25 protein-coding genes are annotated in these 25,643 nt (G+C 64.9%); 11 read left to right on the forward strand and 14 right to left on the reverse strand.

Features of this window, described 5'->3' with window-relative positions; genetic code table 11:
* Window positions 1–107 precede the first annotated feature (107 nt).
* Entirely contained in the window at window positions 108–1,019 is a 912-nt protein-coding gene (locus tag G3446_RS03345; protein WP_164450990.1) for a cysteine peptidase family C39 domain-containing protein, read from the reverse strand.
* Between the two features lie 590 nt (window positions 1,020–1,609).
* Window positions 1,610–3,493 carry an LTA synthase family protein gene (locus G3446_RS03350; RefSeq protein WP_342450020.1) on the reverse strand — a complete coding sequence of 628 codons (1,884 nt, stop codon included), beginning with the start codon at window positions 3,491–3,493 and terminating at the stop codon, window positions 1,610–1,612.
* A gap of 155 nt (window positions 3,494–3,648) precedes the next feature.
* Here G3446_RS03350 and G3446_RS03355 point away from each other — a divergent pair, with 155 nt between their 5' ends.
* Genes G3446_RS03355 through G3446_RS03370 form a run of 4 tightly spaced genes read left to right on the forward strand, consistent with a single transcriptional unit; the run spans window position 3,649 to window position 7,859 of the window.
* Window positions 3,649–4,104 (forward strand): (2Fe-2S)-binding protein, encoded by a 456-nt coding sequence (locus G3446_RS03355; RefSeq protein WP_164450992.1) that lies wholly within the window; start codon window positions 3,649–3,651, stop codon window positions 4,102–4,104.
* 10 nt (window positions 4,105–4,114) lie between these two features.
* Window positions 4,115–6,289 carry a xanthine dehydrogenase family protein molybdopterin-binding subunit gene (locus tag G3446_RS03360; RefSeq protein ID WP_164450993.1) on the forward strand — a complete coding sequence of 725 codons (2,175 nt, stop codon included), beginning with the start codon at window positions 4,115–4,117 and terminating at the stop codon, window positions 6,287–6,289.
* Complete coding sequence (locus G3446_RS03365) at window positions 6,289–7,254, forward strand: XdhC family protein (protein WP_164450994.1); 966 nt, start codon at window positions 6,289–6,291, stop codon at window positions 7,252–7,254. The genes G3446_RS03360 and G3446_RS03365 overlap by 1 nt, the downstream gene beginning before the upstream one ends.
* Complete coding sequence (locus G3446_RS03370; RefSeq protein ID WP_164450995.1) at window positions 7,251–7,859, forward strand: NTP transferase domain-containing protein; 609 nt, start codon at window positions 7,251–7,253, stop codon at window positions 7,857–7,859. Before G3446_RS03365 ends, G3446_RS03370 begins: the two co-directional genes overlap by 4 nt.
* A gap of 45 nt (window positions 7,860–7,904) precedes the next feature.
* On the opposite strand, the gene G3446_RS03375 is transcribed toward G3446_RS03370, so the two are convergent.
* The 8 genes from G3446_RS03375 to G3446_RS03410 all read right to left on the reverse strand — a co-directional run bounded on the left by G3446_RS03375 (window position 7,905) and on the right by G3446_RS03410 (window position 14,387).
* Window positions 7,905–8,645, reverse strand: a complete 741-nt coding sequence (locus G3446_RS03375) for an SDR family NAD(P)-dependent oxidoreductase (protein WP_164450996.1) — start codon at window positions 8,643–8,645, stop codon at window positions 7,905–7,907.
* Window positions 8,646–8,685: 40 nt separating this feature from the next.
* Window positions 8,686–10,263, reverse strand: a complete 1,578-nt coding sequence (locus tag G3446_RS03380) for a GAF domain-containing protein (RefSeq protein WP_164450997.1) — start codon at window positions 10,261–10,263, stop codon at window positions 8,686–8,688.
* A gap of 292 nt (window positions 10,264–10,555) precedes the next feature.
* Window positions 10,556–11,767 carry a phosphatidylserine decarboxylase gene (locus tag G3446_RS03385; protein ID WP_164450998.1) on the reverse strand — a complete coding sequence of 404 codons (1,212 nt, stop codon included), beginning with the start codon at window positions 11,765–11,767 and terminating at the stop codon, window positions 10,556–10,558.
* Between the two features lie 159 nt (window positions 11,768–11,926).
* Entirely contained in the window at window positions 11,927–12,448 is a 522-nt protein-coding gene (locus G3446_RS03390) for a phospholipase D-like domain-containing protein (protein WP_164450999.1), read from the reverse strand.
* Between the two features lie 35 nt (window positions 12,449–12,483).
* Window positions 12,484–12,909, reverse strand: a complete 426-nt coding sequence (locus tag G3446_RS03395) for a HEPN domain-containing protein (protein WP_342450021.1) — start codon at window positions 12,907–12,909, stop codon at window positions 12,484–12,486.
* Window positions 12,906–13,256, reverse strand: coding sequence for a nucleotidyltransferase domain-containing protein (locus G3446_RS03400; protein ID WP_164451000.1), 351 nt, complete (start codon window positions 13,254–13,256; stop codon window positions 12,906–12,908). Before G3446_RS03400 ends, G3446_RS03395 begins: the two co-directional genes overlap by 4 nt.
* A 274-nt stretch (window positions 13,257–13,530) precedes the next feature.
* Window positions 13,531–13,887, reverse strand: coding sequence for a hypothetical protein (locus G3446_RS03405; RefSeq protein WP_164451001.1), 357 nt, complete (start codon window positions 13,885–13,887; stop codon window positions 13,531–13,533).
* Window positions 13,888–13,967: 80 nt separating this feature from the next.
* Window positions 13,968–14,387: a hypothetical protein gene (locus G3446_RS03410; protein ID WP_164451002.1), complete on the reverse strand. Its 420-nt coding sequence runs from the start codon at window positions 14,385–14,387 to the stop codon at window positions 13,968–13,970.
* 389 nt (window positions 14,388–14,776) lie between these two features.
* Between G3446_RS03410 and G3446_RS03415 the strand changes: the two genes are divergently transcribed.
* The 5 genes from G3446_RS03415 to G3446_RS03435 all read left to right on the forward strand — a co-directional run bounded on the left by G3446_RS03415 (window position 14,777) and on the right by G3446_RS03435 (window position 18,699).
* On the forward strand, window positions 14,777–15,634 hold the full coding sequence (locus tag G3446_RS03415) for a L,D-transpeptidase family protein (protein ID WP_164451003.1): 858 nt from the start codon (window positions 14,777–14,779) through the stop codon (window positions 15,632–15,634).
* A gap of 19 nt (window positions 15,635–15,653) precedes the next feature.
* Window positions 15,654–16,313, forward strand: a complete 660-nt coding sequence (locus G3446_RS03420) for a hypothetical protein (protein ID WP_164451004.1) — start codon at window positions 15,654–15,656, stop codon at window positions 16,311–16,313.
* Window positions 16,314–16,358: 45 nt separating this feature from the next.
* Complete coding sequence (locus G3446_RS03425; protein ID WP_164451005.1) at window positions 16,359–17,264, forward strand: SH3 domain-containing protein; 906 nt, start codon at window positions 16,359–16,361, stop codon at window positions 17,262–17,264.
* Window positions 17,265–17,327: 63 nt separating this feature from the next.
* The gene (locus tag G3446_RS03430) at window positions 17,328–17,729 is read left to right on the forward strand and encodes a hypothetical protein (protein ID WP_209262239.1); all 402 of its coding nucleotides are present in this window, start codon (window positions 17,328–17,330) and stop codon (window positions 17,727–17,729) included.
* Between the two features lie 73 nt (window positions 17,730–17,802).
* Window positions 17,803–18,699, forward strand: a complete 897-nt coding sequence (locus G3446_RS03435; protein WP_164451006.1) for a patatin-like phospholipase family protein — start codon at window positions 17,803–17,805, stop codon at window positions 18,697–18,699.
* Window positions 18,700–18,720: 21 nt separating this feature from the next.
* Here the strand turns inward: G3446_RS03435 and G3446_RS03440 are convergent, their stop codons facing one another.
* Entirely contained in the window at window positions 18,721–19,110 is a 390-nt protein-coding gene (locus tag G3446_RS03440; RefSeq protein ID WP_164451007.1) for a hypothetical protein, read from the reverse strand.
* A 226-nt stretch (window positions 19,111–19,336) separates the two neighbouring features.
* On the reverse strand, window positions 19,337–19,801 hold the full coding sequence (locus tag G3446_RS03445; RefSeq protein WP_164451008.1) for an Lrp/AsnC ligand binding domain-containing protein: 465 nt from the start codon (window positions 19,799–19,801) through the stop codon (window positions 19,337–19,339).
* A gap of 707 nt (window positions 19,802–20,508) precedes the next feature.
* Here G3446_RS03445 and leuA point away from each other — a divergent pair.
* Window positions 20,509–22,176: a 2-isopropylmalate synthase gene (gene leuA / locus G3446_RS03450; protein WP_164451009.1), complete on the forward strand. Its 1,668-nt coding sequence runs from the start codon at window positions 20,509–20,511 to the stop codon at window positions 22,174–22,176.
* A 156-nt stretch (window positions 22,177–22,332) separates the two neighbouring features.
* On the forward strand, window positions 22,333–23,559 hold the full coding sequence (locus tag G3446_RS03455; RefSeq protein WP_164451010.1) for a cyclic di-GMP phosphodiesterase: 1,227 nt from the start codon (window positions 22,333–22,335) through the stop codon (window positions 23,557–23,559).
* 178 nt (window positions 23,560–23,737) lie between these two features.
* Here the strand turns inward: G3446_RS03455 and G3446_RS03460 are convergent, their stop codons facing one another.
* Window positions 23,738–24,073 carry an STAS domain-containing protein gene (locus G3446_RS03460; RefSeq protein ID WP_164451011.1) on the reverse strand — a complete coding sequence of 112 codons (336 nt, stop codon included), beginning with the start codon at window positions 24,071–24,073 and terminating at the stop codon, window positions 23,738–23,740.
* Between the two features lie 334 nt (window positions 24,074–24,407).
* Entirely contained in the window at window positions 24,408–25,637 is a 1,230-nt protein-coding gene (locus G3446_RS03465) for an HD-GYP domain-containing protein (protein WP_164451012.1), read from the reverse strand.
* Window positions 25,638–25,643 lie beyond the last annotated feature (6 nt).

Here is a 25,643-nt window from a genome sequence, read left to right on the forward strand (position 1 = left end):
GCGAGCTTCTGGGGGCTGCCTCAACGGACATGTCAGCGCCGGACATCATCGGGCCAAGGGTGAGGCAGCGCGGGCAGGAGACCTCTCTGCTCGAGACCCTGGGCTTCTTAGGACGGGTTGGTCGTCAGCACGGCGTCGAAGCTCCAATCGCACCAACCGTAGCTCTTTGTGCTGCCGCTGTTATCCACTGGTGTGTAGCGCAGATAGCCGTTGGCGTCTTTGGCGTTGATGTCGACGTATTGCACGACGTCGCTGTACCAGGGGTCGAGGATGATCAGTTTCGACTTGTCCGGGGTCAGGCCGGCGCATACGGTCCAGTGCCCCCCTCTTTTCTCGTTCGTCGTCGCACTTGACGTCCAATACCATCCGACGATCCCCCGATAGTTGTTCGTGCACTGCTTGAGGGCGTTGTCGACTGCGTCCGCACTGCCTTTGTGGGCCTTGGCCTTGACGCCATTGGTTGTTAGGACAGGAACAAGACTCGTGAGGACCGAGCCTTGCGACTCCCAATTGTGGCTCGAGCTGGTCGCGCCGGTATTGGCGAGTCCTTGTTGATGCAGCCCAGCGAGGTCTTGCAGCTCAGCTTCGGTCATCCGCCGAAGGTGGGTGAGCTCCTTGAGGACCATGTAGAGGCACGCTGGCCCGCAGGAGTTTTGTTTTTCCTGGTTGTAGATCTCGTAGCTTTTGCCGGAGCTGTCTTTCTTCCTCAGCATCGCAGGCGTCGCCTGCGGCGGCGCACCAGTGAGGCTGACCTTGAGCGGCACGGGTAGGTAGTTGCTCAGCCAGTTCAAGGATGTCGCATAGCGCGTCTTCTTGGCCGCCGGCAGGGCGTTGATGGCGTCACGCACCCTCGAAGCGTTCGGTGGCTGTAGGTAGGCACCCCTGGGCGGAGCAGGCTGTACCGTATTTAGAATCGCAAAGATGGGGCGCAACGAGGTGTTGGCGTGGTTGATGCGCTTATGGTCTTTCTTCGCTTCTGCGGCGAACAGCTTCGCGAAGCTCGACGTGGGATTGGCCATAACGCCTGCTCCTTGGCGGACGCGTGCTTGGGGGGCGCGTCCGCGGCTATCTCGAGTTGTAAGGCAAGGCTGCGGTATCGGTTGGCTCGGCGGCTCGGCGGCTCGGCGGGGCGAGGCCATGGTCGACTCGCTTGGAGCTTCCGCGCCTCAATGAGCCAGGCTCTCAATCTCCGGGGAGACGAGGGCACGCCTGCACCGCCCTTTCTCGTGCCGACGCAGCTGAGAAGGGGCGGCATCTCTTGGACTACGCGAAATCCGTGACGGTGCAAGGGTGCAGACCGCATCCGCGCGCCGTGCAGCGCATCAACATCAATAACGCGCCGTGCTCGTTTCCGGGCAGTTTAGGACATCTGAAATATTGAAAACCCGCCGGAAAAGGCGGTTAGCCAGACGCGCCGGGCGAATTCACGCGCAGGTGCTCTTCGTATCCGGTCAGTGCTTCTGTGCGAACGGGCTCGCGGTTTACGTCACCAGGTGCCTTCTGCGTTTTGCTTGGCGAGAGCCAAGCTCGAGGGTGAGGGATTCAGGAAACGGGCAGCACCGCGAAGACAGCAGCAAGCCGACTGGGTGCTCTCTCATGGGCCAAGCGCCTAGAAATATCGCTCCGGCGTCGCATCGGCTGGCGCGACCGCGGCCTCCCGGAAGCTCTCGCTTGGAGCTTCGATCTGGAGCAGGCTGTGCTGATCGCCGGCCAGAAGATCGTCGCGCAGGGTCTCGATGGCCCGGACCCATTCCGAAGACTCCGCGCATTCCTGAGGGTCGGTCTCTGTGCCGCGGCAGACCCTTATGCCACCGTCGACGAGCGCGAAGTGCATGCCGGGCAGGGGACGAATCGCCGCCCTTCCCTCGGCTTGTGTGGCCAACTCCATGATGCTCGGCCGCTGATCGCCCAAGAGGTCGAGGACGAGGCCGGGGAGCTTATAGGCTGGCACATCACCGACCGGAACCGGACCGCGCTTGCCGTCGACCACGATCAGCGGGGTTTGGACCAGGGTGCGGAACATCTCGCCCTCGAGCTCGCCGCGCCGCTTGGCGAGCAGGCCCGATTCCGTATAGCCGCCGAAGTTGGGTTGGAGCGCGGGCAGGTGATCGCCGAAGAGGACGATGAGCGCATCCGGATCTGCCGCCCTGAGCGTCGCTAGGAAGGCCATCAGCTCGCGTGACTTGTAATAGAGGGTGTTGGCGTAGGCGGCGACAACTTCGTGACCCTCCGCCGCCTCGATCACGGCGGGCCGCTTGTCGTTGAGCGGGTAGGGCAGGTGACCGAAGTAGGTGAGGACGTAATTGAAGAGCGGCCGCCCTTCGCTCAGCTCAGGCTCGATCCGCTCGAGGACTTGACGATAGAGTGAGGCATCGCTCAGGAAGGCGCGATTCATGTCGTCCATCGCGAAGTCCTTGTCCGCGAGATAGGTCTCGAAGCCGATCCGCCGATAGGCGTTGACGCGATTCCAGAAGGACGCCGCGTTCGGATGGGATGCCTGGGTGTGATAGCCGGCTTCCGCCAGGTGGCGCGGCAGGCAGGGCGCGTTGCGCTTCAGCCCGGTCTCGAAGTAGACGTTGTCGGCCGTGACGGGAAAGCCGCAGAGCACCTCAAGCTCCGTATTGGCCGTGTAGCCGCCAAACACGGGGGCGAGCAGGTGCGAATGCTGAGCTGCGGCCCACAGGGCGCGGAATTCCGGCGCCAAGGGGTCGGCTGACAGCTTTGACGCCTTGAGCTCTGCAGGATCCCAGAAGGACTCGAGCACGATCAGGTGGAGGTTGCGGGGAGGCCGGGTTGCGGCCGCAACCTTGACCCATCCGGCTTGTGAAGGTAGGGCGAGATCGGCGAGGGCGTCCGCAACCTCCGCCTCCGTTGGCGGCGACACGCGACGGGAAAGGTTCCGCGCCGTCTCTTGAAGTAGGTGGATGGGTAGGCCACGTTTCTGATAGTTCTCGGGCTGGTTCCAGACCGAGTTGCCGAATCTCTTGTCGAGCGCAGTCTTGACCAAGCCGGGATAGCCCACCACCAATGAGAGCGTCACGCCAGCGATGCCGAGACCGACCCAGGTACGGGGATGCTTCCAGGCGATCATCCAGCCCAAGAGGAGGAGTGGCGCGACGACCAGGATGACCGCGCCGATGAGCAGCCAGCCGTCGAGGAGTAAGAGCATGTTGCGCGCGGCGACGAAGTCGTCCGGCATCACGGGAGCCCCGAGAATGGACAGCTTCGCCGCGTTCCCGGCCGTGAGCGCGCTGAGGAGGACGCCTGTGGCGAGCATGAAGCGCGGCAGGGAGCGAGCGATCGCGAAGAGCAAGGCGGCAATGATCAGGTGTGCCGCCAAGTCGCGTGCGTAGTTGGAGGACCAAGGCTTGACGTCGAAGACATACCCGGTCGCCGTCTGAGCTGCGAAGTACCAGATGACGACGAAGAGCAGCGCCGCTGCCCAGGCAAGGGTGGCGCGGGCGATGGGGTGTGAGAGTTTAGAAAGCTTCACGTTATCTGCGACAAGAGTCCGCGTTGTCCAAGGGGTGATCAAACGCACGAAGGCTAACCTAATGTCATCGAAATGTCTTTGAAAGGTAACAATAGCGTCATACAGCTGAACGACGCCTGAACGGCTGACGACCAGCCGCATGAAAGGAGTGAGTGATGGTCAAGATCACAGTCAATGGTCGCGAGCATGCCCTCGACCTGGATCCGGAAACGCCGCTGCTCTGGGTGATCCGTGAGCACATCGGCCTCACCGGCACCAAGTACGGCTGCGGCATCGCGCAGTGCGGTGCCTGCACGGTCTTTCTGAACGGAGCGGCGGTGCGCGCCTGCTCGACGCCGCTGTCCGCCGCTGCGGGCGGGAGCATCCTGACTATCGAGGGACTCGAGAGCGCGCAAGGCCGTGCCATCCAAGCGGCCTGGGCCGAGCTGGATGTGGTCCAGTGCGGCTTCTGCCAGTCGGGGCAGATCATGTCCGCAACGGCCCTGCTGACGCAGAATCCATCGCCGACGGATGCGGACATCGATGCCGCCATGTCAGGCAACATCTGCCGGTGCGCCACCTATGCGCGCATTCGCTCCGCCATCAAGCAGGCCGCGGCCGCCTTGGCCTGAGGAGAGGGATATGCGAAATCGGATCGAGAATCTCAGCCGTCGCGTCTTTCTCAAGCAGGGTCTGGCCGTCGGGGCTGGTCTAACGCTCGGCATTCACCTCGGCGCCGTCCCGCGCCGGCTCGATGCCGCGCCGGGCGCCACAGCGCTGCCTGAAGAGCTGGCGCCCAACGCCTTCGTGCGCATCGGCACCGACGACAGCGTCACCGTGATCGTCAAGCACCTGGAAATGGGGCAGGGCACCTACACAGGGCTCCCGACCCTGGTCGCGGAAGAGCTCGACGCCCGTTGGGATCAGGTCCGCGTCGAGGGCGCGCCCGCCGACGCCGAGCGCTACAACAACCTGTTCTGGGGACCTGCACAGGGCACGGGCGGCAGTACCTCGATGGCCAACTCCTGGGAGCAGATGCGCAAGGCGGGCGCCGTGGCGCGGCAGCTGTTGGTGGAGGCCGCCGCCAAGCGGTGGAAGGTCGATCCCCAAGAGATCCAAGTCCGTGACGGGCAGCTCAGTCACGCCAGCGGTCAGCTTGCGAGCTTCGGCGAGCTGGCCGAGGCTGCCGCCGAGCTGCCCGTGCCCGAAGACGTCTTTCTCAAGGACCCGGAGGCGTTCCGTCTCATCGGCGACGCCGCACTGAGGCGCAAGGACACGGCGGACAAGATCGACGGCAGCGCGCGCTATACGCAGGACGTCGCGCTGCCTGGTTTGCTGACCGCAGTCGTCGCGCATCCGCCCAGGTTCGGCGCACGGCTCAAGTCCTTGGATGCGGAGGCGGCCTTGGCGATCGAGGGCGTCGAGAAGGTCGTCCAGATCCCATCCGGCGTCGCTGTGCTTGCCGGAGACTTCTGGACCGCCAAGCGGGGACGTGACCGGCTCACCATCGCGTGGGACGAGAGCGACGCCCTCAGGCTCGGCTCGGATGAGATCCTGGAGCAATACAAGGCGCTGGCCGAGGGGCCGGGTGCGGTTGCGACGGCCGAGGGCGACGCCGAGACGGCCCTCGGCTCTGCGGCTAAGGTTATCGCGGCGGACTTTGCCGTGCCCTTTCTAGCGCATGCCTCCATGGAGCCGCTGAACTGCGTCATCCTGCCCGAGGAGGACGGCGTTCGGGTCATCAACGGCGAGCAGTCGCAGACGCGCACCCAAGCTGGCGTCGCCGAGGTGCTCGGACTCGAGCCTGGGCAGGTCAGCATCGAGATGCTCTATGCCGGTAGCTCCTTCGGCCGGCGTGGCAACCCTCGGGCTGACTTCACCTCGGAGGCGGCGGAGATCTTCAAAGCCGCGGGCGGCAAAACACCCATCAAGCTCCAGTGGACCCGTGAGGACGACACCCGCGCCGGCTGGTACCGCCCGCTCTTCTTCCACCGGGTGCGTGCCGGACTGGATGCCGAGGGCAAGCCGGTCGCCTGGCATCAGCGCATCGTCGGTCAGTCCATCGCTGCGGATGCCGGCATGGAGGCCCGCATGGTGGTCGACGGGGTGGACCGGCTCTCGGTCGAGGGCGCCGCCAATCTCGCCTATGCTGTCCCCAACCTCTACGTTGACCTGCACTCGCCCAAGCTGCCGGTCCCCGTCCAATGGTGGCGCTCCGTGGGTCATACGCATACGGCCTTCGCGGTCGAGTGCGTCATCGACGAGCTGGCGGAGGCTGCCGGGCGAGACCCGGTCGACTTTCGCATGGAGCTGCTCGAGGGGCATCCGCGCCACCAGGGCGTGCTCAGGCTGGCGGCCGAGAAGGCCGGCTGGGGCGAGCCTTTGCCGGATGGCAAGGCGCGCGGGGCTGCCGTGCACGCGTCCTTCAATTCCTACGTCGCCCAAGTGGCGGAGGTCAGTGTGCGCGGCAAGGCGTTCAGCGTGGATCGGGTCGTCATCGCCGTCGACTGTGGGATTGCCGTCAACCCCGACGTCATCAAGGCACAGATGGAAGGCGGCATGGGCTATGGCTTGGCGGCCGCCTTGGTCAGCAGCCTGACCCTGAAGGACGGGCGCGTGGAACAGTCGAACTTCCATGACTATCAGGTGCTGCGCATGGATAAGATGCCTGAGGTCGAGGTCCACATCTTGCCTTCCGCCGAGGCCCCGACCGGCGTCGGCGAGCCGGCGACACCCGTCATCGCGCCGGCCGTCGCCAACGCCCTCGCCGCGGCGACCGGGCAGAGGTTGCGCACCCTGCCGCTCGAGCTCGCCTGATGACGTCCGCCGCGCTCGCCCCGGACCCCGAGCTGTTGACGCGCGCCCGGGATTGGCTGGCAGCCGGGGAGCGCGTCGCACTAGTGACCGTGCTGCACACCTGGGGCTCGTCGCCACGTCCGCCGGGCGCCTGGCTGGCGATCCGCGGCGACGGGTCCATGGTCGGGTCCGTCTCCGGGGGCTGCGTCGAGCAGGAGCTGGCCGAGCGCTACCGCAGCGGCCAGCTTGGCGGGGGGCTCCCGGCCCGCGTGGATTTCGGCGTCGATCGGCTGGAGGCGGGCCGGCTGGGGCTGCCCTGTGGCGGACGCCTGGCCCTCTTGGTCGAGGAGCTATCGGCCGCGGCACCGATCGTCGCCTTGCTTGACCGCTTGGAGGCCGGAGAGCTCGTGGCGCGCCGTGTCTGTCTGCGGACGGGGGAGGCCAGTCTGCACGCGGGCGGCGGACGGCCAGACTTCTCGGCCGACGCGCAGGCGGTCACCAAGGTCCTGGGACCTGCATGGCAGCTGCTGCTGATCGGGGATGGCCAGCTTGCGCGCAACCTGGCCCGCATGGCGCGACTGCTCGACTACCGGGTCATCATCTGCGATCCGCGTGAGCTGTTCGCCGACCCCGAGCCCTTGCCGGACGTCGACTATTCTCGGCTGATGCCAGACGACGCCGTTCGGGCATTCTGCGCGACTCCCCGCAGCGCCATCGTCACCCTCTCGCACGACCCCAAGCAGGACGACCTCGCGCTCAGCGAGGCGCTGGTCTCCCCGGCCTTCTACATTGGCGCACTGGGCTCCAAGGCGACCGCCGCGGCGAGACACGAGCGGCTGCTGGCTCTCGGGCTGGAGTCGCGTCAGCTCGCACGGCTCGACGCGCCCGCGGGCCTGCCGATCGGCAGCAAGCGGCCGGCCGAGATCGCCCTCTCCATCCTGGCGGGTATCACGGCGGCGCGAAACGCCCTTGCCGGTGGCCTGTGAGTCGCGTCGTCGGAATCCTCTTGGCCGCTGGCGCTGGCCGCCGCTTCGGCGGCAGCAAGCTCCTGGCGCCCTTGCCGGATGGTGAGCCGATCGGGCTGAGATCGGCGCGGGTGCTGATCGCGGCCGGGATCGGGACGGTCGTCGTGACCCGCCCCGGCGATCGCGCACTCGCCGAGATGATGCGGCTTGCGGGGGCGGACGTGGTCGAGAATCCGGCCCCGGACCAGGGGATAGGACTCAGCATCGCGACAGGTGTCGCCGCAGCCAAGGACGCGGACGCCTGGGTGATCGCCCTCGCCGACATGCCCTGGATTCAGCCGAGAACCGTCCGTCGGGTCCTGGCCGCGCTCGAGGCGGGGACGCGGATCTGTGCGCCTAGTCTGGATGGCAGGCGAGGTCACCCGGTCGGCTTTGCGGGGCACTATCGCGAGCAATTGCTCGGCTTGACTGGAGAGGCTGGGGCGCGCCGCATCATCGCGGCCGCAGCTGATCGGCTCCTGCTCATCCCGACCGATGACGCCGGGATCCTCTTGGATGTCGACGTGCCCGAAGATCTGCATCCGGTCCCTGGCGGTTCTCGCGCGTCCTCTGCAGTCCTCGGCTAGGGCCCCTTGCGATCGCAGGCATCGAATGCGGCCCTGACCCAGAGACTAACGGGGAGTCCCGTAGAGTCGGGCGTAGCCCTCGGGATCCATGATCTGGCGGATATCGACGAAGCTCCCGCTCGGCCAGTCCTTGAGCCTGTCGAGGACGGAAACGACGCGCTCGGCGGCAGTCAGTGGCCCGGGCATGGCCTGGGCTCCGCGCGCTTCGCGCAGGCGCAGGAGGGCGGGAAAGCGCTCGGCGTCGGCCTCGTCGCAGAGATGATCCATCATGGGGGTGTCGATGATTCCCGGTGCCAAGGCCGAGATGTGCGTCTGTGCGAGCTCATGGGCGTAGAGCTTGGCGAGCATGTTGAGGGCGGCCTTGGAGAGCGCGTAGCCGCCCCACCCCTTGTTGCCGAGCACCGAGGCGCCCGAGGAGATCATCAGGATCTGCCCGATGGGCCGCTTCCAGGCATGGAGCCAATCCAGGACCGCCTTGTTGGCCCAGAGGTTGACCTCCATGACCTCTTTCAGGTCCTCCAGGGGTGTTTCCGAGAGGTCTCGAATCTCGCCCAGCATGCCGGCATTGAGGATGACGAGGTCGAGGCGCTCGACGTCGGCGAGGAGCCCGCTCAGGGCCGCCGGCAACTGCGCATCGTCGGTGAGGTCGCAGACCGCATCCCGCACCTCTGCCAGGTCGCAGCCGCGCCGGCTGCAGCCATAGACCTGCCAGCCGGATCGACTCAGGTGCTCGGCGAGCCCATGGCCGAGGCCGGAGCTGGTCCCAGTAATGAAAGCCGTCTTCATGGATTCATTGCCCCTGTCGGTGATGTTAGCCGCTTGGCCGCTAGCCACGCAGCAGGCTGCTGTTCAGATCGCGCAGGATCAGACTGCGGAATTTCTTGGCCCTGAGCAGATCGGCGTCCGTCCAGGGCTCGGAGTGTCCGGAGCTGGTCTCGATCCAGCGCTCGAAGGAGGAGCGTGGCGAGAGGGTTGCGCTCTGGCTGTCGAACATGGCGCTCTTGCGCGGGTCGCCCGCCCAATGGACGGTCTGAGGCTGCTCCGGACGCCACCAGAGGAAGGCGCTCTCGGCCTTGTCTTCGCTTTGACCGACGCGAACCGCGAGCAGTCCGCTGGCGCCGGCCGCGAAGACCGCTGCCGGCCTGTAGTGCTGGGATAGGGCGTCGGTGGCGAAGACAGGCTCCTGGTGGTTTTCGCGAAGCCATTGATAGATCGCGCGAACGGCGTCGCTGCTTGGGGCCGCCCCGAATGAATAGATGGCCTTGCCTTCGATCAGGGTTGCGCCGTCGGCGCCAACGAGCGACAGGAGCGACTGGCCGAGTGTCGGTCCGAGGTGGTCAGCGGGGTCGGGGTCGGCCTCTGGCGCGAATGCGCGCCCCGCGTACGCTTGACGGAGTGCCTCCAGCAGGCTGGCGATGTCGTCGTCGCTCTCGCTGACCTCCAGCAGGCGCCGAGTGCTTTGATAGCCGGCGATGGAGAGCGTGAAGACCTGCGCCATCTCGGCGCAGCGCTCCCGAACGGCGAGATGCAGGTTGCGGGGAACGCTGTTGTGGCAGGCGATCAGCCCCCAAAGCTGCCCCGGAAGGATGATGGAAAAGGAGAGCGACGCGGTGACGCCCATGTTCTGGAGGTATTGGATATGAACCGGCGAGACGGCGCGCAGATCCGAGAGGCTCAGGTCGGCGATGGCGCCCTCATTGCCGAGGATGGGGATGCTGGGCGCGTCGACATCCGGGATCTGACGGTGGCGATTGCTGAGATAGAGCTGGCGGGCGATCTGAGGGATGTCCGAGGCGGGATAGCGCAGCCCGAGATAAGGGTCGAGGCCCTCCGCGAGGCTCTCGCTGATGACCTCGCCGCAGCCGTCGGAGCGGAAGCGGTAGATCATGACCCGCTCGAACCCGGTGGCGCTCCGCAGCTCGTCGGCCAGATATTGACACTGGGCGACCCAGTCGTGCTCCGTGTAGGGCATGCGATAGAGCCTGTGCGGCACCAGCCGGTAGGCCTCGCGCTCCAACGCGGGGGGCAGGGCGGCCTCGAGCTCGAGCAGCCAGTTGGAGGCGTTGCAGGATAGCAGCCCGTCTAGGGCTCCGCCGGGACCGGTCGCGAGCTTCGGATAGAGGCGCTTTTGAGGGCTGGGCTGGGTCCAGGCGTCCGATGTCGCGGTGACGTCGGCCAGCTCCGTCTTGGGTGGGAAATGCGGCAGCAGCTCTGCCAATGGGCGGCCGAGCAAGGCCTCTGCCGGCTGCCCGAGCCAGTCCTCCGCGTTGGCGCTGACGAAGCGGATGCATGGATCCCCGACCGGTCCTCCGAGAAGGCACCCGAAAGGCTGGATGGCTTGTGCCCTGTGCAGCTGCTCGCGCTCGCATTCCGCCAGGAAGCCCTGAAGTGATAGCTCGCTCACCGTCTCGGTCCTCTGGTTGTCTCTTTGTCGTCGCTCAGGTTATCCCGCGAGACATGACTCTGACGATACCCTGCCGGCCCTGCCAAATTTTGCCACAGCCGCCACCGAGGCTCTGAAGCCCTCAGTCTCTTGGGACGGCGGCAACCTGTCCTGCGGCGGCTCAGAGGAGCCTAATCCATGGACGGCGTCGGCCGCCCCGTCAGATTGCGCGCGATCGCGTCGATGCTTGACCGCGACTCCGCATCTCCTTTGGTGGTGCCGGCACCTGTCGAGACGGAGTGCCCATGCGCTGTCAGTCGCCCGGCGTCTCGAAGACCCCAATCTGGTTGCCGAGTCGGACCTTGACGGCGCCTGAGCTGTAGCGGCCGGGCTCGAAGATCATGATGAAGAGGGAGCCGCCATAGAGGAAGTGGCCGAGCTCGTCGCCGCGTGTGATGGAGACGGGCGCGCTCAGCGACTTGAGCTTGTCAGTGAAGACGACGGAGCTGATGGTGTTCAGACCCACGGCAACCAGGGCGACATGGCCGTAGCTTCCGGTGTCGATGATGAAATAGCCGCGTTGGAAGTCCTCGAACTGACTGAGCTCGGTGCCATGGGCGCCGACGTCGCCATTGGCCGGGACCCAGGCGGGAAAGTTGTCGTAGCCGAAGAAGGCCCCGCCGACGAGCCTCGCCTCCACCACCTGACCGCTGACCGGGGCGTGATAGTGATGGTAGGTGTTGGGCATGAGCACGCAGGAGAGGGCGGTTCCGCCGACGAAGCGCTCGGCGTAGCGGGACCCGCCGAGCAGCTCCACGATGTTCAGCGCCGCGTTGAACTTGGTCGGGATCTCCGCCTGCAGGTCGGTGATGCGCTGCGGCACGGTATTCATGATGCAGTCGGTCGGGGCCGCGATGACATAGTCGCGCTCGGGCAGGGTTTGCGGCCGGCTCGCCGCCTGGTCCTTCAAGGTGCGGGCGAAGAAGTCGTTGAATGAGGTGAAGCCGCCGTCGGCGCGCGTCGGATCTGGGAGCTGATAATCCTCCCGCTCGATACGGGGATCGGCCAGCCACTCGGCGACCTTGGCCGCGGAGGCCGCGCTGTCCATGAAGGCGCCGCGCTCGCGCACGAAGCCTTGGGTGATCTCGCGTCCTGGGCTCTGCTGGACGAAGGCGACCCCGTACTCGTTCCGATAATAGAACTGCGCGAATTCTTTGATGTAGCGCAGTCCGTCGTCATGTGAGCCGCTGACTTCCGGTAGGAAGGTGCACCAGCGGGCGAAGAAATCCGCCATGGCGTGGATGTCCCGGCCTTGCCAGGGGTTCGGACCTGTTGTGTCCGGCATCGGCTGTACGTTGGCGAGTGCCCGGTCGGTCAGGGCGCGGAAGGCGGCATCCTCCTCATAGGTCGCCAGCAGTTGGTCGATCGCACCCTGGCAGGGGCTGTCGGCTGCGGCCACTCCCCATCCTGACCAAAGGACGGCGACGAGCAGAAGCGCTGCTTCGAGACGGGGGCCTGGTTTCATGGGGGGCGCTCCTGTTCGGGGTGGGTCTTGGTCCGCTGCCTTTGGGCTCAGTGTAGATGGCAGGCTCGCGATGGGGGTAGGGCGGGGAGGCGTCGGCGCGACCAATGCTTGGTGAAAACGCCCGATCGGTCAGAGGCCTGGCCCCGGTCTCAGGGTAAGTCATTCGCGAGCTCGATGCGCTCGGCGAGCACTGGACGCTTTGCGCGACGGACGACAGCGAGCGAGCCAGATTCCGGGCTCGCCCTGCTTCTCGCGGGGCCGGAAGGCGGCAAGGAGGCGTCCACCTGGTCGGCGAACTGGGCGTCCTTGCCCCCCCTCCCAGTCGCAGCCGACCACCAGGTTCTCGGCGTTGAGGGTCAAGGCGGTCTTCGATTCGTTCAGCGAGCCAGCGGCGACCAGCCGGTTGTTCTCCGCATCGCGAAAGACGGCCCACTGCTCGTGGGCATAGCCGTCGACGCCGACCACGAGACGGACATGTCTCTGATGCTTGATCAGCGCCGTGAAGCCCTGGGAGGCCACGGCCAGGGAGGTGGAGGTGAAGTACCCGGCAACCCGGTCGTAGCACACCGACGCGCGCAGCGCCGGGATGTAGACGTCGTGCAGGATGTCGCACGCGGTGCTGCGGTCCCAGGCCTGCCAGACCGAGTTGGAGAGACAGGGGGTCGAGGACTGGTCGCTCATCTGGGCATCCCTGCGCCGATGTGCCGCATCCCGGTCTACGCGTGGTCGGCCGGCGTGCCATCAGTGCCTCGGGAGCCATCATCCAGATAGTTCCGCACCGCATCGACGAAGTCCTCGGCCTGAGAGAGCAGCTCGCGTGCATCCGCGGACTCAACCGAGCCGCCGGTGTAGTCCGCCAGCAGCCGAACCTCCTCCGCGCGATTCAGCATCCGTCCCAGCGCCTTTGGCAACCGACCGGGCTTGACCAACTGGAGCCCGAAGGCAGCGATGAGACCGCCGTGGGTCTTGGTGGTCTCGAGCTCGACCTCGTTGGCGAGCGCGGCCCGCGCGGCATCGAACATGGCGTAGTAGGCGCGGTTGCAGGCCCCGTCCGTGTCTCCGGCATCGAGCAACAGGCGAGCCGACGCCAAGGCCCGGTCGGCCTTCTGCATCAGCGCTGCACGGTCGTTCGGCTTGGTCACAAGCGCAGACCCTCGCGGGCGATGTTCTTCAGCAAGCGGGGATTGGCGTAGTGATCCGGGTCCGCCCACTCGTCTTCCCAGATGGGCAGGGGTTGGATGCGAATGCCGGTCTCCAGCAGAACGTCGAAGGCCTCGTCGGCCATCGCGAGCTTGGTGGGCAGCAGGCGCTGGTGATCGCCGCGCAGCAGTACGGCAACATCGGCGTCGCTGTCGCGGGTGTGATCGCCGCGGGCGCGACTGCCGAACAGCATCAGGTCCAGCACGTCGTACTTGGCCGTGATCCGCTGGGCGAACAGGCGCAGAGCCTCCGAGGTGGCGGTGTCGAGCGTTGGAGCATTGTCCAGCATCGTCATACGTCTTCGCAGTTTAGAAGATTCACCACAGCGGACACAGAGATCACAGAGTTGAAGAGTGGATTGGTCCAGTTATTTTTCACCGTTCTCTGTCTTCTCTGTGCTCTCTGTCCTGATGCAGGCGATGGGGCGGAGGGCTTGGCGCTTTTCCGACTGTTCGCGGAGGCTTTGCGGGGTCTCTGGATTTGCCGGGTCTCGAGGCGGGCGTCCAGGTCCCAGCCGAGCCGGCAGGGATCTGAACACCCGAGATTGGATCAACCCCCACCGATCAGCGCCGGCAGCGCGGGTGGGTCTGGATGTCCTGCGAGGAATCCACGCGCCCACTAACCGCGATCACCTGCAGACACTGCCCGGTGGCGTCGCTGTACCAAACCGAGCCATAGCCATCGCGGCCCGACTCGAAGGAGTCGACCTGACGGAAGCCCTTGATGCGTAGCTGGTTTTCCGCTCCGTCGTCGGCGGCCCCAACGAGGCGGGTATACCAAGTGTCGCTCTGCCCGCTCATCGCGGAGCCGGAAGGCGGCGCGGCAGTGCTTCCAGACTCATAGCTGCCTGTCGAGCCGCAGCCGGATAGCGCAAGCGCGGCGGCAGTGCCGAGCGCGGCGAGGTGAAACACGCTTTTCATCTCGGTCTTTTCCCTAGCTCTTGGGTGTCTTGGAGGCTTGATGTCTTGTAGATCGAGCGGGTGAGTGGAGTCCGGCGGCATCAGCCCCCAGTGATCACTGCATCCGGGAAGCGGAAGAAACCGCCGTCGGAGGCCGTGATCGTCCACCTGTCGCCGTCCCGTGTCGCCTGCAGCGGGGTGCCGTCGCGGGTGGTGAATTCGCCCTTCGAGAAGGTCAGCACGCGATAGGCGGGCTTCGTCTCCCTGGCGATGTTAGAGATCCAGATCTCGGCGCCGCCCGATCCGTCGCGAACGACACGCCAGCCGCACGCCTCATTGAAGCTCGCACGGCCCGCCGAGCAGGGCATGGTGCCGCCGGCGTCGTAGTCCGCCGGCCCCATGTCGATCTGGGCGCTCTCGGTCGAGCCGGCATTGTAAGAGGGCGATCCTCCGCAGCCGGCGAGCACCGCGCTGAGCGCGAGGGCGGAAGCGAAAGTCGAAGGCGCACGTTTATCAATCATGTCGGACTTCTCTGTTGCCGCAAGGAAGGCATTTGGCTGCGCTCGGTTTGGGGCCAGGTCCTGTCGACCGCGTCGCAGCTCGGGGCGTCGCGGATCCGCCCTCTCTCCGCGCGCAATCAGCTGCTCGGAACATCTGCCAGCGCCGCCCAAACGCGGGGGGAAATGGGGCTAGATGACCGCATTGCAAACACAAGGCGTTTGGTCGCCTGCCGGGATTCCCTACCCGTAGCGCTACGGATACCCACTTAAATCCGTTTGCAATATCAGCTCGGGAGAATCTGAAAAGCCTCGCGTTTTAGACTTGGTCACGACGCTGCCTTGCGTAAGTGAGCTCGCCCTCCCAAAGGCTGTCGGCACGACGACTTTTTTCGAGAGGATCCGGACTGGCTATGACCCAACGTATCACCCGCAAACGTATCACCCGCAAACCTGCATTGCTTCGCCTGGCTGCCTTGAGCGCGGCCCCGCTGTATCTGACCTCGCGCGACTTGGCGTCCGAGATCGTCAAGGAGATCCAGGACCTCCAACCTGGTGAGTTCACCTGGCATCCGGAGCGCTCGCCGAAGGGGGGCGTGGCCGTGGTGGTCTGGATCCCGGAGCAGCTGGTGCATGTTTACCGCAACGGGATCCGGTCCTCGACCTACAACAACGCGCCCATGCCGAATATGAATCGCCTCACCTGGGACGGCATCGCCTTGCATGCGGGCAAGCTGCCGGGCTATCCCGCCTCGCACGGCTGCGTGCGCCTGCCCCTGGCGTTCTCCAAGAAGCTGTGGACGGTGACGCACCTCGGCACGCCCGTCATCGTCGCCGGCAGCCACAGCGATCCCTGGGAGCTAACCCATCTGGGCATGGTGCTCGGGGCCTACGCCGAAGAGGAGCTCGAGCAGGCCGTCGCCGGCTTGGAGGGCAAGCGCCATCCTTCCGATTGGGAGGCGGCCGAGGAGTATCCGGTCACCACGGTGGTCGCTTCCACGGCCGACCGCAAGATAGACCTCCTTCAGACCGGCTGGTCGCTAAGGGTTGCGCGGATTGCAGCCGAAGCGGGTGCGATGGCTCCGCCCATTCCGGCCGAAACCATCACCAAAGGACGTGCTGTTGAACCGCAAAGCGGCCAAGGGCGCAAAGGATCTCAACGCACCGAGGAGTCGGTTTGGCTCGCCCGGCAGGTGAGTGCTGCACTCCAGTCGAGCCCTTGCCCCGCTTCGCGTCCCTTGGGCCTTTGCGGCTCGATTCGCCAATTCTAGATTCACCGAGGCCTGTGCCATGCGAGCTCCAAAGCGCTTGTTGTCCCTAATGATGTTGCCGCTGCTGCTCGGCGCGGCGACAGTCACTCCGCAGGCATCCGACCAAGCGCTAGAGGACGGGACGGCGCAGCCTGACGCCCAGGCGCCAATCGTCGCGACCGTGCTCGGCGAGGAGGTGCGCGCCGAGGACGCGGAGGCGATGCAGCAAATTGTGCTGAGCAGGCTGTTCGATCGTTATGCCGAGCGCCAGGGAATCGAGGTCACGGACGCCGAGATCGACGCCTTCGTCGAGGACATGCGCCGCGGGATGCGCGCCAAGGGTCTGACGGCCGAAGACGACCTCTCACCGGAGGAGGCCGCGCAAGTCGAGACGATGCGTCGAGACATGGCGCGCTCGATGATCCGTCAGTGGAAGCTGAACCGCGCCCTCTATCGCCAGTACGGCGGCCGCATCATCTTCCAGCAGCCCGGCCCCGAGCCTCTGGACGCCTATCGGCAGTATCTCGAGGAGCGGCAAGCCGCCGGCGACTTCAGGATCCAGGATGCCCAGCTAGAGGCGCAGTTCTGGCGCTATTTCACCGACGATGGGATCCACAGCTTCTACACGCCTGGCAGCGAAGCCGAGGCGAAGGCATTCGAGCGTTCGCCGTGGGAGCGGTCGACGGTCGGCGGTGAATGATTCGTCTCGCGCTTTACTCTTGACGCCAATGGAGGATCGATCGACATGCGAGCATCTCCGCACCTGTTGATGATGCTGGTCTGCATCCTGGGGATCACGGCGCCGGCCGACGCCCGATCCACTGGTGCCATGCTCGATGCCTGCGCGCGGGTCGGGAAGTCCTTTTTCCGCGAGGGTCAGGCGCGCACCGAGATGAAGTACAACGGCCAGCGCGTCGATGGCACGCACGCAATCAATGGCGACATCTTTCTCGAGACACGCAAGGAGTCCTTTGCCTGCTCGTTCGATCGGGGCGGAGGGCGAATGGTTGAATTCTTCGCCGAAGGCCGGCTGCAGAACGCCTATCTCCCTGGCGGCGGCGCTGACGCGAGTGGAGGAGACATGGTCAGGGTGCCCGACGTTGGGGCCGGCGACGTGCTCAATGTCAGAAGCGGTCCGGGCACCAATTACCGGATCCTGGGCGCGCTCGGCAACGGCGACTCGGTTTACAGGCTCCGCTGCAAGGGGCAAGGCCGATCGCGCTGGTGCGAGATCGAGATGCGCTCGGACATGCGCGAGCGGGGCTGGGTGAATGCGCGCTACCTGCGGGAAGGCGCCGCCGTTCAACAGCCCAGTCCGCCGCCTGCCGGTCAGGGCGGGACCTCGACGGAGCGGGTGCGCTTCAAGCCCGGGACGAGCGGCGCCGAGCTGAGCGGGTCGCTCATGCCCGGCGAGTCGCGTCGTTACCTGCTGCGCGCGTCGAACGGACAGGATCTGCGTGCGCGCTTGGATGCGGGCGGACCTGATCTCTACTACCAGATCTTCAACCCCGACGGATCCTTCTTGCTTGAGCAGGTGGGCGCTGCGCAAGCCTACCGGGGACAGCTTTGGCAGTCGGGGGATCACGTCGTCGAGGTCATCAACCGCGGCAATCGCCCCCGGTCATACCAGATACGTTTGCGTGTCCGGTGATGGGGGGAGAGCCGGTCGGCTCGATTTCCCAAGATCAAATTCGTCCATGCAAGGGGATCAATCGTGAAAGCAATCGCAGCGACGCTGGGTATTTTCTTGTTGGCGGGCGCGCCGGTTCTGGCCGACGACATCCGAACCGAGCGCGTCCAGTTCAAGAAGGGTGCGAGCAGCGCGACCGTCGAGAGCTCGATCAAGGGCTATGAAGGCGTGGACTATGTGCTGGGCGCCCGCAAAGGTCAGTCCATGAACGTCAGCATGGCCACCAGCAATACGGCCAACTATTTCAATATCCTGGCGCCAGGAAAGGACAACGAGGCGATGTTCATCGGCTCCACATCTGGCAATCAGTCCGAAGGGACGCTGCCCGCCAGCGGCGACTACAAGATCCGTGTCTACCTCATGCGCAGCGCCGCGCGCCGGGGAGAGGTGGCCGCTTATCGTCTGGAGATGATCATCGACGACTGATCGGATCGCATTGACCTGATCCGGCATTTTCGGCCAATCTCGGGCCCATCCCGAGTCTCGATGGGTCCATGTCATGTCCAGCAAGAAGCCCAGTGTCTCCTTAGCCCTCGGCAGCGGTGGTGCCCGTGGGCTGGCCCACATCGGCATTATCGAGTGGCTGGAGGAGCACGGCTACCGCATCGCGTCGATCAGTGGTGCCTCCATGGGGGCGCTGGTTGGGGGGATTCATGCGGCGGGCGAGCTGGAAGCCTATAAGCGCTGGGTTTGTGCGCTCAATCGGGCAGACGTGCTGAGATTCCTGGATTTCGCCTTCAGCGGCGATGGGCTGCTCAAGGGCGATCGGATCATGGATACGCTCAAGGCCATGGTCGGCGATCGGGAGATCCAGGACCTGCCCGTCAGCTACACGGCGGTGGCGACGGACATCGACCGGCAGCGTGAGGTCTGGATCTCCGAGGGGCCATTATTCGACGCCATCCGTGCATCCATTGCCGTTCCCGGCGTCTTTACCCCGCACGAGTATCAGGGAATGACGCTGGTCGACGGCGGCCTGCTCAATCCGGTCCCCATTGCGCCGACGTTCAGGGACTTCACGGATCTGACCGTTGCGGTGAACTTGAACGCCATGACGGTGCGTATCCCGACAAAGCTGCAGAAGCAAGTGCAGCAACGTGGCCGGGAGTCTTCCGATGAGCGCAGCTATCAGGACAGAATTCGTCAGTTCCTGGATGCGATCAGTGACAATTTCGGCGGGGGAGGTGCCCAGAAGCTGGGTGTCTTCGAGCTGACGACGCGGTCATTCGAGACCATGCAGAACGCCATTGCGGCGACCAAGGTGGCGGCGTATCACCCGGATGTGCTGATCGATGTGCCGCGCGACTCCTGCGCCGCACATGAGTTCCATCGCGCCCGCGAGGTGATCGAGCTGGGGCGCGGTCTGGCCGAATTGGCCATGGGGGCGCATGACTGAGCGTTCGAGCAGGACATCGTCTCAGTGCGCCGCCGCGCGCATGGCCTCTTCGCGCGTGTAGAAACGTCCGTCGCGGATGAACCCGGAGATGACGCCGGGCTCGAGCTCGGCGACCTTGCCCTTGCTGTCGCGCGTGCGAATCCACTGGTCGGGCAGGCCGTCGAGGACATGGACAGGTGCGAGACGGCCGTCACTGAAACGTGACAGCGCACACTCGCCATTGCGGCTGTTCAGGTATCCCGGGCGGAAGCCGAGCGATTTGTTGTTCTGGCTGACGCCCTCTGTGTTCGCATAGAGCAGGTTTTCGTCACGAAGTGACATTTCGCTCAGCACGCCCCGCATCCGGCGCGCGCGCTCCCGGTCTTGTTGATCATGGCTGATCGGCTGCTCTTGGATCTGCTCGATGTACATATCTTCGCTCCCTAGCTCGGTTGGCGAATGGCGGTCTTTGCCTACACCGCAGCATCACTCATGCCATTCTTTTCGAGAGGCTTTGCGGTGGATGCTGCGCGGCATCTGTCTTTCTCTGGCACGACCGGCAGCGCCTTGGTGTCGCGCTGAGGGCTTGCCTCCAAGGGGCTGAAGCGCGCCCTTGTCCACCCGCAGTTTCTCGAAGTCTCACCTTGTGAAGCCTCTCCTAGGGTATCGGCAGATTGCTCCCTTCCAGAACCCGTCTCAGCACGAAACTGGAGTGAACGCCTGAAACACCTTCCAAACGTGTGATCTTGTTCAAGAGAAAGTCCTGGTAGGCATCCATGTCGCGGACGACGACCTTGAGCTGATAGTCCGCCTCCCGGCCGGTGATCAGCAGGCATTCGAGCACTTCCGGCATGTCCTTGACGGCGGCATCGAAGCGCTCGAAGCGCTCGGGGGTGTGTCTGTCCATGGAGATGCTGAGAATCACCATGAGGCTCAATCCGAGCTTCTGAGCGTCCAGAGTGGCCCGATAGCCTGTGATGAGGCCGGCCTCTTCGAGCGCGCGAACCCGTCGCAGGCAGGGCGAGGGGGAGAGGCCGATGCGGTCCGCGAGCTCCTGGTTGCTGATACGGCCGTCCTGCTGAAGCTCGGCGAGGATGCGGCGGTCGTAGCGGTCGATCTTCACTGAGTCCTCCTGATGAAGCGCTCATGCGCCATGCGGTTGCCGGCTGGGCAGGGTCCGCTGCAGCTCTGATGCTGTCTAGCCAAGTTAATTTAGCAGAATCTTGCTCAAATGATGTGAATGGCGCCCTTATTGGCAATCACCTGCCGCGCGACCTTGCGTAAGCTTTCAACCGTCGGCTTACCGGCCGGCACTCAGGCAAGCGCCCACAAGGCGTGCGTCGACCAGGCTCCCAGTCCCAACCAGGAGAGGAGCGGATCCGGCCTGACCAAGGCGGCGGAACAAAGAGACCCCAGACGCCAGATGCCTTCGCGGCATCGCTGCGTCTCGGAGCTGGAAGGCTTGGACCTTCTGGCTCCCGATGCTTCAACCTAGATTCGGCAATTGGAACCGCAAAGGCGTGAAGGACAGGAGGAAAACAGAGGCTTGCATCGCCGCCTCGCCTCAGCCTCTGACTGAGCATCGCGGCCTTGATCGTCACTTGGACCTGTAGGGTGGACGAGCGAGAGCGAAGTCCACCGAATCCCGCGCCGGCGTTGGTGGGCTGCGCTAGTCCACCCTGCGGCGGGACGCCGGGACAATCGATGGTCGACGCCAGCATCGCTTCGCAGACAAGGTATTGAAATCCTTTGTGATCTTTGCGGCCCAACTGCACCCATTAGGTTCAACGGCTTACAGACACCTTGAAAGACCGACCCAGGGAGAGCCCCATGAGCAGCTTCGACCACCGCAGATACCGCCCTGGCCCGGTGGTGGATTTACCCAATCGCCAATGGCCGAACAAAACCGTCCAAGCCGCGCCCATCTGGGCTAGCGTGGACCTTCGCGATGGGAATCAGGCCCTTTTCGAGCCGATGAGCGTGGCTCAGAAGCGGCGGCTTTGGGGACTGCTCGTCAGGCTCGGCTTCAAGGAGATCGAGGTGGGTTTTCCGGCGGCGAGTCAGCCGGACTACGATTTCGTGCGCTGGCTGATCGAGGAGGACCAGATCCCGGAGGACGTCACCATTCAGGTCCTGGTCCAGGCGCGCGAGGAGCTGATCCGGCGCACCTATGAGGCACTGCGCGGTGTGCGTCAGGCGATCGTGCACGTCTACAACTCGACCTCCCCGGCCCAGCGCGACTGGGTCTTCGGCCAGGGCAGGGAAGGCGTCAAGGCCATCGCACGCCAGGGCGCGGTCTGGGTGCGGCAGATGGCGGCCGAGTATCCGCAGACGCGCTGGACCTTCCAGTACTCGCCGGAGAGCTTCACCGCGACCGAGATGGACTATGCGGTCGAGGTCTGCGATGCGGTGCTGGACGTTTGGGAGCCGACGCCCGAGCGCCCCTGCATCATCAATCTGCCTGCGACCGTGGAGGTATCCAGCCCGAACGTCTTCGCCGATCAGGTCGAGTATTTCGCGACCCACATCCGTCGGCGAGAGGGGATCCTGCTCTCCGTGCATACGCACAACGATCGCGGTGGCGCCGTGGCCGCGGCGGAGCTGGCGATGCTGGCCGGGGCGGACCGGGTCGAGGGCACCTTGCTGGGGAATGGCGAGCGGACCGGAAACGCCGATCTCTTGACGCTGGCGATGAATCTCTACAGCCAAGGGATCGATCCCGGACTGGACCTGAGCCAGCCCGACGAGATCATCGAGGTCTGCACCCAGTGCACGGGTCTGCCGGTCCATCCGCGGCATCCCTGGGTCGGCGAGCTGGTCTACACGGCCTTCTCCGGGAGCCATCAAGACGCCATCCGCAAGTGTCTGGCGCGTCAAGGCGATGACACCGCCTGGCAGGTCGCCTATCTGCCGATCGACCCGCAGGACGTCGGCCGCAGCTATCAGGCGGTCATCCGGGTCAACAGTCAGTCGGGAAAGGGCGGCGTTGCCTTTGTGCTGGAGCGCGAGTACGGCCTGGTGCTGCCGCGCTGGATGCAGGCCGAGCTGGCCAGACTGGTCCAGCGCGAGACCGAGGCGCGCGGCGGCGTCATGGACGCGGCCAGCATTCGCGCGGTCTTCGAGCGGTCATTCATTGTGGACCAGACCCCGGATCGTCTGCTCGGCTACAGCCTGGACCGCAACGGACATGACCGTATCCAGGTGCGGATCCGTGGGGCCGAGGGGGTGAGCATGCTGCATGGCGAAGGGCAGGGCGCCATCGCCGCCTTCGTGGACGCCTGGACGCGCTGGAGCGGTCGCCGGCTCAGCGTCCTGGACTACCAGGAGCATGCGATCGGCGAGGGAACGGATGCGGAGGCGGCGGCCTATGTCCGGCTGGAGGTCGACGGCGAGCGTGTCGCGGGCGCGGCCATCGATGGAGACACGGTTGCGGCCTCGCTGCGGGCCGTCATCTCCGCCCTGAATCGGGCGCGAGCCGCGACAGCGCAGGCCGCCTGACGCGGGGGCGGTCAGGGTCGGCAGGGATGCCTCGGCCCGATCCAATGCGATCGCTCAAGCGAAAACCACGACCTGCTCCACAGCGTGACGATTCGATTTCAGGGATACTCAGGCCCTGATCTCAATCGGTATGCTGTAAAGCCTCTCGCTCCCTCAATGATAAAGAAGATCGCTATCGACCAGCTGCAGGTCGGCATGTATGTGCACGATCTCAACTGCGGCTGGATGGACCACGGCTTCCTGCGCAGCCAGTTCGCGGTGAAATCTCCCGAGACCCTGCAGCAGATTCGGCGCACTGGGACGCGCGAGCTCTATATCGACACGGAGAAGGGTGCCGATGCTTCACCGGCGCCGAGCGAAGCCGAGGTCATCGCCGGACTGGAGGGCGGGCTGGGCGAGATCGCCCAAGACGAGCATCCCGACGCGCGACCTGTCTCCCTGGCCCAGGAGCGCGCTCAGGCGAAGCGTATCCATGGCGAGGCCGTCAATCTGGTTGCTGGCCTCATGGAGGACGTGCGGCTGGGGCGGCAGATCGATCTGGAGCGGACGCAGCCGGTCGTTGGCGCCATGGTCGGCTCGATCTTCCGCAATCCGAACGCACTCATGGGACTGGCACGCATCCGGCGCATGGATCGCTACACCTTCGAGCACTCGGTCAATGTCTCCGTGCTCATGGTCTCATTCGCGCGCAGCCTGGAGCTCGACCAGAATCTGATCCATGAGATCGGCATGGGGGCCTTGCTGCACGATATCGGCAAGATCCTGGTCCCGCCCGAGATCCTAAACAAGCCGGGCAAGCTGACCGACGCGGAGTTCGTCGTGATGCGCAATCACGTGGTCCACAGCCGTGACACGCTCGCGAAGATCCCGGGCTTTCCGCCGGCCGCCCTGGCGGTCGCCGCGGAGCACCATGAGCGCGCCGATGGCAGCGGCTATCCGGGCAAGAAGGATCTCAAGGGGATCAGCCTCGCGGGAAAGATGGCTTCGATCGTCGATGTCTATGACGCCATCACTTCAGATCGGGTCTACCACAAGGGGATGGAGCCGCATCAGGCGCTTCGTAAGCTGCTGGAATGGAGCGCGCATCACTTCGATCCGCAGTTGGTCCAGCAATTCGTTCGCTGCGTCGGCATCTATCCGGTGGGGACCCTGGTGATGCTCGAGAGCGGGCGACTGGGGGTGGTCCTGGAGACCGGCCGGGAGGAGCTGTTCCATCCCGTGGTTCGTGTTGTGATGGATGCCAAGCACCGCCGCTATCTGCCGGTCGAGGATCTCGATCTCGCGCGCCAGCCCAAGGGGCGTCCAGATCGCATCCTCAGTGCGGAGTCGCCGCAACGGTGGCGGATCGAGCCCGAGGAGATTCTGCAGATGCCGCTCCGGTAGCGAGACGCGATTTGGCCTAAGGGCCAAGCAGCCCGTTTCTGGCGATCTGCGGGGCTCGGCAGGGGGATGGTCGTGTGTGGGGGGAGTCTGGTCGATCGGCGCGCTGTCCTTGCACGGTCGCGGTGGATTCTGTCGGGACGTCCCTGTCCCTGCTCGGCAGCGTTGCGGAGAGACTCGACTAGCGGGCGGAGGCCGCCAAGCCGGAGTCCTGCGGGACAACGCTGAAGGCGTTGCTCATGATGCGCGGGAGCCGCTGCAAGATCTCGGGATGATCCGTGAGCACGACGACGGTTGCGCCAATGCGCTGCAGTTGCTCGTTGAGCAGCCAGAGCAGCGCCATCCCGGAGTCGAACACACGCTCTAGCTCGGTCAAGTCCAGTATGCAGGTTCTCAGCGTGGAAGGGATCTTGAGAAAGAGCTGACAGACTTCTTGCGTGATCGTGAGATCCAGATCACCATGAAACGAAAGGTCGAGCCGATCCTCGCTCTCGATAAACGACGTAATCATCGGCATGACTGCCTTACCTCCTGTGGATTTGCCGATCACCGGTCGTGCCGGCTCTCGACAGTCGCGCTCGGTGTCTTCGAGCACCCAGTGCGTCCTAAAATCGCCTGGGCTTTATTATGGACCCATTGATCGGGCATCGCCCAGTGCTTTCCTAGGAGCCTTTCGCCGTAAACCAATGGCCATCCCTTGGCAGGCGCCCCCAATTCTCCAATTATAACGGAAATGGAACATTTCCCAAGTCCGTACGATTACTCACGCGGCGTGCGCCTTTCACACTTCTTGCGGATTCGAGGGCGCTGTTGCTGCTTTGCTCGGTCACTTTCGAGGGGGGAAGTAGGTCCTACTTGGAGGGGAGCTGCAGGACCTCGATCGGTTCGATACCCCAGCGGCCGGGCAGCTCGGCGCCCATGATTCGCTCTTCGGATCCCGGGGCGAGCTTCGAGAGGTCGAGGTCTTGGATGCTCAAGTAGCGCTTCTGAGTGTCCATCACGATGCGGACGACTGGGTGGAAGGGCCCCTCCTTGCCGGACTCGATCACGACGCCGAGCCGGTCGCTGTGCAGGCGGACCAGGGTGCCGACTGGATAGATGCCGACGCAGCGGATGAAGTGCTGGACCAGCTCTGGGTTGAAGTGATACCTGCTCCACTCGAGCAGTTTGCGGAGGGCCTCGTGCGGCTCCATCGCCTTGCTGCTGTAGATGCGCTCCGAGGTGATGGCATCGTAGACGTCGACGATGGCGGCCATCTGGCCGTAGCGGCTGATCTGGTCGCCCTTGCGCTGGTTGGGGTAGCCGCTACCGTCCATGCGCTCATGATGCTCGGCGATGATCGCCAAGGCAATCTTGGGGATGTCCGGCATGCTGGCGGCGGCACGGAAGCCCTGGGCGACATGCTCGCGCATCTGGGTAAGCTCGGTCTCGGTGAGGCGTCCCGGCTTGTTCAAGACGGAGATGGGCAGATAGGTCTTGCCGATGTCGTGGAGGAGACCGCCGATTGCCAGGTCGCTCAGGACGTCGCGGTCGAGTCCGAGCGTTTGCCCGAAGGCGACCAGAAGGGTCGAGACATTGACGCCATGCTCGAGCTGATAGCGCCCCAGGCGGCGAACGCGCGAGTAGCCCATGAGGGCATCCGGGTTGCGACAGACCGAAGCGACCAAGTCGTCCGCCAAGGGCCGAACGTGCTCAAGGCTCAGCGGCCGTTTCGCGCGGATATCGGCGGTGAGTCCGCTCAGCAGTCCAAGCGCCTCGTTTTGGATGCGACGGGCATGGAGACGCTCTTCCGCGAGCGAGACCGCGTGCTCTTCGGACGGATTTTCCTCGGCGGCCACCTGGGCCAGGTCTTGCTCCAGGGCCTCTTCGACCTCGAGCTCCGTCGGGGCCTCGGAGACATCCAGTCCACGCTCAGTGTCGATATAGAGGTCGCGAATGCCGATGTCGCGGATACGCGCAAGGGCTTCGTCGCCCTTGACCAGGAAGCGATTGCGGATGAACCCATGGTCCATCCAGCCGCAGTTGAGGTCGTGCACATACATGCCGACCGCAAGCTGCTCGACCCCGATCTTCTTGATCATGACCTG

Source organism: Thiorhodococcus minor, assembly GCF_010820565.1.
Taxonomy (GTDB): Bacteria; Pseudomonadota; Gammaproteobacteria; order Chromatiales; family Chromatiaceae; genus Thiorhodococcus; species Thiorhodococcus minor.

Bases quoted from the DNA above. Each gene is read 5' to 3' on its own strand.
- G3446_RS03345 (WP_164450990.1), bottom strand. From the start codon at position 1,019: ATGGCCAATCCCACGTCGAGCTTCGCGAAGCTGTTCGCCGCAGAAGCG.
- G3446_RS03355 (WP_164450992.1), top strand. From the start codon at position 3,649: ATGGTCAAGATCACAGTCAATGGTCGCGAGCATGCCCTCGACCTGGAT.
- G3446_RS03360 (WP_164450993.1), top strand. From the start codon at position 4,115: ATGCGAAATCGGATCGAGAATCTCAGCCGTCGCGTCTTTCTCAAGCAG.
- G3446_RS03365 (WP_164450994.1), top strand. From the start codon at position 6,289: ATGACGTCCGCCGCGCTCGCCCCGGACCCCGAGCTGTTGACGCGCGCC.
- G3446_RS03375 (WP_164450996.1), bottom strand. From the start codon at position 8,645: ATGAAGACGGCTTTCATTACTGGGACCAGCTCCGGCCTCGGCCATGGG.
- G3446_RS03385 (WP_164450998.1), bottom strand. From the start codon at position 11,767: ATGAAACCAGGCCCCCGTCTCGAAGCAGCGCTTCTGCTCGTCGCCGTC.
- G3446_RS03390 (WP_164450999.1), bottom strand. From the start codon at position 12,448: ATGAGCGACCAGTCCTCGACCCCCTGTCTCTCCAACTCGGTCTGGCAG.
- G3446_RS03400 (WP_164451000.1), bottom strand. From the start codon at position 13,256: ATGCTGGACAATGCTCCAACGCTCGACACCGCCACCTCGGAGGCTCTG.
- G3446_RS03405 (WP_164451001.1), bottom strand. From the start codon at position 13,887: ATGAAAAGCGTGTTTCACCTCGCCGCGCTCGGCACTGCCGCCGCGCTT.
- G3446_RS03410 (WP_164451002.1), bottom strand. From the start codon at position 14,387: ATGATTGATAAACGTGCGCCTTCGACTTTCGCTTCCGCCCTCGCGCTC.
- G3446_RS03415 (WP_164451003.1), top strand. From the start codon at position 14,777: ATGACCCAACGTATCACCCGCAAACGTATCACCCGCAAACCTGCATTG.
- G3446_RS03420 (WP_164451004.1), top strand. From the start codon at position 15,654: ATGCGAGCTCCAAAGCGCTTGTTGTCCCTAATGATGTTGCCGCTGCTG.
- G3446_RS03425 (WP_164451005.1), top strand. From the start codon at position 16,359: ATGCGAGCATCTCCGCACCTGTTGATGATGCTGGTCTGCATCCTGGGG.
- G3446_RS03435 (WP_164451006.1), top strand. From the start codon at position 17,803: ATGTCCAGCAAGAAGCCCAGTGTCTCCTTAGCCCTCGGCAGCGGTGGT.
- G3446_RS03440 (WP_164451007.1), bottom strand. From the start codon at position 19,110: ATGTACATCGAGCAGATCCAAGAGCAGCCGATCAGCCATGATCAACAA.
- leuA (WP_164451009.1), top strand. From the start codon at position 20,509: ATGAGCAGCTTCGACCACCGCAGATACCGCCCTGGCCCGGTGGTGGAT.
- G3446_RS03455 (WP_164451010.1), top strand. From the start codon at position 22,333: ATGATAAAGAAGATCGCTATCGACCAGCTGCAGGTCGGCATGTATGTG.
- G3446_RS03460 (WP_164451011.1), bottom strand. From the start codon at position 24,073: ATGCCGATGATTACGTCGTTTATCGAGAGCGAGGATCGGCTCGACCTT.
- G3446_RS03465 (WP_164451012.1), bottom strand. From the start codon at position 25,637: ATGATCAAGAAGATCGGGGTCGAGCAGCTTGCGGTCGGCATGTATGTG.